The sequence below is a fragment of the Anaerococcus kampingae genome, assembly GCF_046365475.1.
GTDB classification, from domain to species: domain Bacteria; phylum Bacillota; class Clostridia; order Tissierellales; family Peptoniphilaceae; genus Anaerococcus; species Anaerococcus kampingae.
This window is the reverse complement of sequence record NZ_JBGMEF010000051.1, coordinates 1-6,758: the sequence shown is the minus strand read 5'-3', so window position 1 is coordinate 6,758 and position 6,758 is coordinate 1. Positions and strand designations below refer to the sequence as shown.

The 6,758-nt window shown below is 38.3% G+C and carries 6 protein-coding genes; all 6 read right to left on the bottom strand.

Annotation, left to right across the window (positions count from 1 at the left end):
• Nucleotides 1-885 precede the first annotated feature (885 nt).
• The 6 genes from metK to ACCQ42_RS09950 all read right to left on the bottom strand — a co-directional run bounded on the left by metK (nucleotide 886) and on the right by ACCQ42_RS09950 (nucleotide 5,804).
• Entirely contained in the window at nucleotides 886-2,055 is a 1,170-nt protein-coding gene (gene metK, locus ACCQ42_RS09975) for a methionine adenosyltransferase (protein WP_410036043.1), read from the bottom strand.
• A complete protein-coding gene (gene ispF, locus ACCQ42_RS09970; RefSeq protein ID WP_106461071.1) occupies nucleotides 2,052-2,528 on the bottom strand; it encodes a 2-C-methyl-D-erythritol 2,4-cyclodiphosphate synthase in 477 nt (158 codons plus the stop codon). The genes metK and ispF overlap by 4 nt, the downstream gene beginning before the upstream one ends.
• Nucleotides 2,525-3,229 (bottom strand): 2-C-methyl-D-erythritol 4-phosphate cytidylyltransferase, encoded by a 705-nt coding sequence (ispD, locus tag ACCQ42_RS09965; RefSeq protein WP_410036042.1) that lies wholly within the window; start codon nucleotides 3,227-3,229, stop codon nucleotides 2,525-2,527. The genes ispF and ispD overlap by 4 nt, the downstream gene beginning before the upstream one ends.
• Complete coding sequence (locus tag ACCQ42_RS09960) at nucleotides 3,222-4,325, bottom strand: PIN/TRAM domain-containing protein (protein WP_106461073.1); 1,104 nt, start codon at nucleotides 4,323-4,325, stop codon at nucleotides 3,222-3,224. Before ACCQ42_RS09960 ends, ispD begins: the two co-directional genes overlap by 8 nt.
• Before the next feature lie 9 nt (nucleotides 4,326-4,334).
• Nucleotides 4,335-4,814: a CarD family transcriptional regulator gene (locus tag ACCQ42_RS09955; RefSeq protein WP_106461074.1), complete on the bottom strand. Its 480-nt coding sequence runs from the start codon at nucleotides 4,812-4,814 to the stop codon at nucleotides 4,335-4,337.
• A gap of 90 nt (nucleotides 4,815-4,904) precedes the next feature.
• Nucleotides 4,905-5,804, bottom strand: coding sequence for a diacylglycerol/lipid kinase family protein (locus tag ACCQ42_RS09950; protein ID WP_410036041.1), 900 nt, complete (start codon nucleotides 5,802-5,804; stop codon nucleotides 4,905-4,907).
• Nucleotides 5,805-6,758 lie beyond the last annotated feature (954 nt).

The following is a 6,758-nucleotide window of genomic DNA, read 5'->3' as shown; positions in this document are numbered from 1 at the left end:
CTTGACTTCCGATAGTTAGTCTCATCGGACGGAAACCCGTTTGCTACGCAAACTCCTTCGTGCTACCGCACTATGTTTCCGGCATAAACGCCCCAAATCAAGGGGCGTTTATGTCCCCCTTAAACCCCTCTCCGTTACACCCCCAGGCGGCCCCTAAAGCGGGGAGCATGATTAGAAGCTTGCCTTCGGCAAGCAACTCTAAGTAGACAGAACACTTCGTAAAAGTTATTCTAATCATAACTGATTTTGACATTCCGATGCCTAAAAATCTCAATCTAGCCATAATAATCTTCTATATAAACTCTACATCTCAGTAGGTACAGAATTCTTATTTGTACTCGTGCGTCAGGAGATTTTCTTAACGGCATCTCCATTTACAAAATCTCCCGACCTTGGGAGAATTATTCTGTATTCTGAAAGTATATTGATATCATAGTAGGTCTAAGCTCGTTTGCTCTCGCAAACATTGCGATAAACAGGTCTAGGGAAGATAATCTTAAGACTTATATAAATAAAATCGTCAATTATTTTAAATCGAGGAAGCGTCAAAAAATTTTGTTGAGCGTAGCGAATCTAAATTTTTAGCTGACGAGATTTAAAATAATAGATTTTGAACCAGGATGAATAGCAGTCAGGTCTAACAAAGAAGATTGCCAGAGGCAATCTTCTTTTTGCTCTCTGCAAGAGTCGCTTGTGGGGTGTAACGAAGAGGGGGTGTAAGGGGGAGGGCGATGAGGACCCATGCGAAAGGGTCCTTGGCCCTCCCCCTTTGGCGAAGTCATCAGCTTGATGACAACCATTTTATACGTGATAAAATTCCGAAGAATTAAAGTAAATAATAATATTATCTTGGATAATAAAGAAAAAGGTTATTAGGGAAACTCCCTAATAATTTTTAAGGTCTTGGACCTTATCCAACCTCTCCCATGTGAATTCTTCTTCATCTCTTCCAAAGTGTCCGTAGGCGGCTGTTTTTTTGTAGATTGGGCGTCTTAGGTCTAGGTTTGCTATTATAGCTGCTGGCCTAAAGTCGAAGTTTTCTTCTAGGATTTCTAGGAGTTTTTCGTCATCGTATTTGCCTGTGCCAAAGCTATCTACATAGATTGATAATGGCTTTGCTACTCCTATAGCGTAGGATACTCCTATTTCTAGCTTATCTGCTAGGCCTGCTGCTACCATGTTTTTGGCTGCGAATCTAGCCATATAAGCTGCTGACCTGTCTACCTTTGTTGGGTCTTTGCCTGAAAATGCTCCGCCACCTGCTTTTGAATAGCCGCCGTAGGAATCTACTATTATTTTTCTTCCTGTAAGTCCGCTATCTCCCTTTGGTCCGCCTATTACGAATTTACCTGTTGGGTTGATGTAGATTTTGGTATTTTCATCTATTAATTTTTCATCTACTACTGCTTTTATAACGTGATTTATGATATCTTCTCTTATTTTTTCTAAGGATACTTCTTCCTTATGTTGGCTTGAGATGACTATGGAGTCGATTCTTACTAGCTTATCATCATCATATTCTACTGTAACCTGGGTCTTGCCATCTGGCCTTAAATAGTCTAGGATGCCTTCTTTTCTAACTTGGGCTAGTCTTTTGGCTAGGGCTTGGGCCATAGCTACTGATACTGGAAGGTATAAGTCTGTTTCATTGTCTGCGTAGCCAAAGACCATTCCTTGGTCTCCTGCTCCTATTTGGTCAAATGGGTCAGAGCCTTCTTTATATTCGCTTGCCTTATCTACACCTTGGGCTATGTCTGCTGATTGCTCGATTAGGCTGGTGAGTACTGCCACATTTTCATAGTCAAAGCCTGTATCTCCATCTGTATAGCCAATTTCTTTTATGGTCTCTCTTACTATAGATTCTATTGGAGCATAGGCTTCTGTTGAGATTTCTCCTACTACTAGGACAAGGCCTGTGGTTGTGACTGTTTCACAAGCTACTCTTGAGTTTTTATCTTGTCTTAGGCATTCATCTAGGATTGCATCTGATATTTGATCGCAGACCTTATCTGGATGGCCTTCTGTTACTGATTCGCTGGTTATTAATTTTCTCATTCTTTCTCCTTTAGGTAAACTATTGCTCTTGATTCTATGCCTAGGCCCTTTCCTGTAAAGCCTAATTTCTCGCTAGTTGAGGCCTTTACTGATACACTTGCTAGGTCAGTTTTTAGGTGGCGAGCCAATAATTTTACTATTTCTTCTCTTTTTGGTGATATTTTTGGCATTTCACAGATTATTACTGAGTCGATGTTGCCTATTTCATAGCCCATATCTTCCATTTTTTGGACAACCCTATCTAAGAGGTCTATGGAATATATATCCTTGTAGGCTGGGTCTGTATCTGGGAAGAGGTTGCCTATATCAGGGAGGGCCAGGGCGCCAAGGATGGCATCCATTATGGCATGGGTTAGGACATCTGCATCTGAATGGCCTAAGAGGCCCTTTTCATAATCAAATTTGACTCCACCTAGGATTAGGTCCCTTCCTTCTACTAATTTGTGGACGTCATAGCCTATTCCTACTCTCATTTTGCTTCCTTTCTTAAAAATCCTTCGCCAAAGATTATATCTTCTTGGGTTGTAATTTTTATATTTTGATATTCGCCTTCTACGATTTTCACCGGTGTTTTCTTGTCAAAAAATTCGAAAAGTTGGCTGTCATCGGTGACTTTTGCTTCACTTGTCATATATTTTTCGTAGAGGGTCTTGATTTTTTCTACCTCAAAGGCTTGGGGTGTTTGGATATTATACACAAAGTCTCTATTAGGAGTGAAGTCTACCTCTCCCCTCTCATTGGCTACCTTTATGGTATCCTTGGCTTTGGTCGCAGCTATGGCGGCCTTATAATTATCCATTTCTTTTAATGTTCTTCTAAAGAGTTCTAAGCTTGCAAAAGGTCTTACCCCATCGTGGGTTAAGACCAGTTGACTTTTTTTATTTAAGGCTTTTAGGCCCTTGTATGTTGACTCTTCACGGCTTTTGCCGCCCTTTACTATCTTTATTCGCCTGTCACTTATTTTTTCTACAATGCTAGCTGCCATTTTTCTGTCTTCTTCTCTTATGACTAGGATTATCTCATCAAATTCAAATAATGAGCTAACTTTTTCTAGGGTTATTTCTAGGATTTTCTTTCCTGCTATCTCTATATATGGCTTGTTTGTGGCTAGACCCATCCTAAGTCCTGATCCTGCTGCTGTTATGATGGCTGATAGGTATTTTCCTTTATACATCCTCACTCCTTACAAATATCATCCTGCCTGCAGATGTTTGAAGGACGGATGTTACTTTGGCATTTATGACCTGATCTATGAGGCCTGCTCCATCTTCTACTACTACCATGGTTCCATCTTCTAGGTAGCCTACGCCTTGGTTTTTACCCTTGCCTTCTTTGATTACCTCTATTCGCATTAGCTCACCTGGTATTACTACTGGTTTTAGGGCATTTGCTAGGTCGTTTATATTTAGGATTGGTATACCTTGTACATTGGCTACCTTGCTTAGGTTGTAGTCATTTGTAAATACCTTGGCTCCCAAATCTAGGGCTAGTTTTAAGAGTTTGGCATCTACTTCTTTTATGTCTTCGTAGTCCTTATCTAAAACTTTTAGATTAATCTTATCTGTTTCTTGGATTTTCTTGATTATATCAAGGCCCCTGCGACCTCTTTCTCTTTTTAAGTCATCTGGGCTATCTGCTATGTGCTGGAGTTCTTCTAGGACAAATTCTGTCACTATTAGTTCACCTTCCAAGAAGTCTGTATTTATTATATCAAGGATTCTTCCATCTATTATTACAGATGTATCGAGAACCTTTGGACTTGCGGTCATATTTGCCCTGTCAAAGGCTATTTTTTCTTTTTTGTCTTTTTTATCTTCTTTTGACCTTGTCATGAAGGCTATTAGGTCATCTGCATTTCTTATAGCAAGTCTCCATCCAAGATAACCAAAACCGATATATAATAAAATAGATAATAGCACAAAAATAGAATTTCCTACTACAGGTAGGGATAGTTTGGTTAATGGGGTAGATGCTAATGCTGCTACTAAGAAACCTAGAATTATACCAAGTACGCCTATAACAAGGTTTGCTGCTGGCAATTTACTAATCTTCTTTTCTAAAATTGAAAAACTTATTGTTGCTTTGTTGGCAATCGGGTCTGCAATTAAATAAAAAATAAATGCAAATAAAGCTGATGCTAGAATATTAGCCCCTATAAATAATTTGCCGCTATTAGGGATGAACCCAAAAGCGGCGTTAACTACTTTTAAGACTACTATTCCAAGAACAGCTCCGATTAGCATGAAAACTAATCTGATTATTCTCTTCATAATATCTCCTTATAAACCGATAGACTCATCTATCATCTTTTCTGCCTCTTCTTTGTCTAGAGAACCCACCATGACTAACTCACTAGCAAGGATTCTCCTTGCCCTATTAAGAAGCTTTTTCTCAGTTGTTGAAAGTCCCTTATCATTATCCAAAATCGCAAGATTTCTAACCATCTTAGCGATTTCAAAGACATCTCCAGTCTTTAGAATATCTTGATTGTCCCTATATCTTTTGGTCCAATTAGTATTCATCTCTGTTGGCTTGTCATCTAGGATTTGTAAAACTTCTTTTCCTTCTTCCTTGGAAATAATACTTCTGATGTTCATTTCACCTATTTTCTCAGCTGGAATTGATATATCCATATCTCCAATAGGCATCTTTAGAATAAAATATTCCTTCTCCTCGCCCATAAAAGTCATCTTTTCAATGGAATCAATCACGCCAGCCCCGTGCAATGGGTAAACTATCTTATCGCCTACTTTAAACATATAACCTCCTAGGTTCTCTAGTAGTATTATACCATAAATTTAAAAATACGCTTATAGTAAGCTATCAGTATATTCCAAAAAATATTTTTATCAATCCTTAAGGCCTGTTTTTATGTTAATTCTTTTATGAATAACCTCAATGTTGGCATCTGTAGTTTTGCCACCAAAGTCGCCATCAAGCGACCAGGAGACTTCTTCATCAGTCTTTACCCTAAGGCTAGATGCCTGACGCCTAATAACAAAATCATTTGACTCATTATTTGTAAGGGCCTGGATAATCTTATTTAGGTCAATAAGGCTCTCAGGTCTTTTAACCAGGGTAATTTCAAAAAGCCCATCAGAAAGGCCAACCTCTCCATCAAAAATATCAGTAAAGCCACCCACAGAAATAGAATTAGAGGCCATAAAATGGATGAAATCACCCTTAATAAGCTCATGGTCAATTTCAATTTCTGCCTGGTAGGATTTCATAGATTGGATAGGAAGTAAATTCTTAAGTCCTTCAACAATATAGGCAGAGCGGCCCAAAATGTTTTTCATATCCTGATCAGTAGAAAAACTTATATCAGAGAGAGCTCCAAAGGCTGCCACATAGACAAAATACTTATCATCAATCTTTCCAACATCAATCCTCTTAACCTTACCCCTGACAGCAGTTCTAGTCGCCTTATCTATTTCTGGAGAAATATTAACAGACCTTGAAAAATCATTTGTAGAACCTGTAGGTATATAGGAAAAAGTCGGATCAATGTCAGCTCTAAGAGCAGCAGAAACAGCCTCATCCAAAGTCCCATCTCCACCTGATACAAGGATGTTATCAAAGTCCTTTCCATATTTTTCAACAATCTCACGACAATCTCCAGCCTTTTGGGTAGCATAAACAGTAGGAAAAATCCCCTTGCTAGATAGGTATTCAATAATAGAAGAAAGGCTATTCTGAATAGCCCTCTGGCCAGAGTTTGGATTATAAACAAATAACATTTTTTTCATAAAATCACCTTTTCTTAGGGCAAATTGCCTAAATCACCAATAATATATATTTGATTTTACTACAAAATATTGAAATTTTTAGGGGCTTCCCCTAAAAATCCCTGTTTTTATCCAAGATAATAATATTTTCTTTATTCTTTAATGAATGGTAATTATTTAGTGTTTTTCTTCGTAATTTAATCTTATAATAAATTATTTCTATTTACTATTGAATCTCCGTCTAAAGGAGGGGCGAAGGGGGCGACCGATGCCCCCTCATGCCCCTCCTTAAACCTCCCCATTTCACCCCCTCCCGGCTCCTTAAGCGGAGTGCGAAACAGGAAGATTTTTTTCAAAAATCTTCTTTATTATGGTGGATTACTTCGTATTCATCTAACCTTATTCTTACTGATTTAAAATCAAAAGTCCCCTAAAAATCACAATCTAGTCCAACTGTCATCTTTATAGTTAAATATCGTCTTAGTATTGACAAATATATTATTTGAGTATAGCTGTCAGTGTGATTTTCTTGACGGGTACTTTTTATTTTAAATCTCCCAATAGATTAGTATAGAAGTCTCGCTTCGCAATGTTTGCAAAAGCAAACGAGCCTAATAACTAATATGACGTTAATATCCTCTCAGAATACAGAATAATTCTCCAAAGGTCAGGAGATTTTGTAAATGGAGATGTCGTTAAGAAAATCTCCTGACGCACGAGTACAAATAAAGATTCTATAACTACTAAGATGTAGAGTAGATACAATACAAAAATTTGGGCTAGATTGAGATTTTTAGGCATCGGAATGTCAAAATCAGTAAGGATAGGGATAGCTAATACAAAGGGTTCTGTATACAAAGAGTGGCTTGCCACAGGCAAGCTTCTAATCATGCTCCCCGCTTTAGGGGCCGCTTGTGGGGTGTAACGGGGAGGGGTTTAAGGGGAGGCCGATGAGACTAACTATCGGAAGTCAAG